Source organism: Dietzia maris (genome assembly GCF_014144855.1).
Taxonomy (GTDB): Bacteria; Actinomycetota; Actinomycetes; order Mycobacteriales; family Mycobacteriaceae; genus Dietzia; species Dietzia kunjamensis.
The window spans coordinates 1-1,527 of record NZ_JAALDN010000083.1 but is presented as its reverse complement, the minus strand read 5'-3'; the positions used below and the strand labels follow the sequence as shown (position 1 = coordinate 1,527).

Here is a 1,527-nt window from a genome sequence, read left to right as displayed (position 1 = left end):
CCAGCGCCGGGCCGGGCTGGTGACGCTGGTGGCGACCTCGGCCGGCGGCGGCGGCGCGTTCCGACTGCCCGACGTCGCCGAGACCGAGGCGCACGAGGTGTGGTCGACCGCCGGCGACGTGTGGGACCACCTGGCCGAGCCACGCGACTGAGCGACTCCGCGGCCGAGCCACCCCGTGCGGGCCCAAGCCCGGTCAGTCGTCGTCCGCGGGCCTGTCGTCGGTCGCCGGATCCAGCTTCCGGACCAGACTGGGCGCCAGGTCGGCCGGCGCGTACTCGTCGAGGAGCCGCCGGGCCTCGTCGTCGTCGACCCCGGCGAAGACCCTGCCGATCGTGACCCCGTGCGTGGGCACGGTGACCACGCGGATCTCATCCCCGGCCGCGATAGGCCCCGCGGTGAGGACCCGCGCGTACGCACCCGGGCGCCCACCCTCGGTGAAGCGCCGCACCCAGCGGGACTTGCCCACGTGATGGCCGAAGGTCTGACACGGGATCCGCGGCGTCGTGACCTCCATGCGCAGCCGGCCCACCTCCAGCACGGTGCCGATCTGCAACTGCGAGGTGTCGACCGCGGCCACGCGGAGGTTCTCGCCGAAGTACCCCGGCGGGATCGGGCCACCGAACTCGGGCTCCCACTGCTCCACGTCGGACTCCGAGAGCAGGTAGACGGCCTTCCACACGCCACCGTGGTGCTGGCGGTCTGCCTGGACGTCGCCGTGGACGCCGTACTCGCGCACCTGGACGGGACCGTCGACCGGCCGCTTGTCGATCGCGGTGACGCCGACCCGGCCGGGCACCTCGAGCAGCTGGTCCACCACGCACACCGCGCGGACGGTGAACGCCTCGCCCACGGTGATCGGCGCGCGCTCGGTTTCCGTGCCGGCCATCACTGACCGAACCGACGGTTGCGGGCTCCGTACTCGCGCATCGCCCGGAGGAAGTCCACCCGGCGGAACGCGGGCCAGTACGCCTCGGTGAACCAGATCTCCGAGTACGCGCTCTGCCACAGCAGGAATCCCGACAGTCGCTGCTCGCCGGAGGTGCGGATCACGAGGTCCGGGTCGGGCTGGCCGGAGGTGTAGAGGTGCTCGCCGATGCCGTCGACGGTGATCGCGTCGACGAGCTCCTGCCCGCTGCAGCCCTTGTCGATCAGCTCCTGGACCAGCTCGCGGGCGGCGTCGGCGATCTCCTGCCTGCCGCCGTAGCCCACCGCCACGTTGACCTTGACGCCCGGCCGGCCTCTGCTCACCTGCTCGGCGCGGCGCAGTCGATCGGCGAGCCACTCCGGCAGCACCTCGAGACGCCCGACGATCCGGACCTCCCAGTTCTTGCCCGGGCCGGTGATCTCGTCCACCACGTCCGCGATGATCTGGAGCAGTTCATCGAGTTCCTCGGTGTCGCGGCCGAGATTCTCCGTGCTGAGCAGGTAGATGGTGGCCACGTCCACGCCGAGGTCGTCGCACCACCCGAGCATCTCGGCGATCTTCACCGCGCCCGCCCGGTGACCGTGCGCGACGTCGGTGAACCC

2 protein-coding genes are annotated in these 1,527 nt (G+C 72.0%); both read right to left on the bottom strand.

The genetic code is table 11. The annotated features are described in order from the left end of the window. Positions 1-193 precede the first annotated feature (193 nt). Positions 194-886: an MOSC domain-containing protein gene (locus G6024_RS03140; protein WP_194307216.1), complete on the bottom strand. Its 693-nt coding sequence runs from the start codon at positions 884-886 to the stop codon at positions 194-196. Next, positions 886-1,527: polyprenyl diphosphate synthase (gene uppS / locus G6024_RS03135; protein WP_159147984.1), on the bottom strand; the 642-nt coding region annotated here is incomplete at its 5' end. The genes uppS and G6024_RS03140, both read right to left, overlap by 1 nt.

Coding starts and splice junctions, on each gene's coding strand:
- G6024_RS03140 (WP_194307216.1), bottom strand. CDS start 886: ATGGCCGGCACGGAAACCGAGCGCGCGCCGATCACCGTGGGCGAGGCG.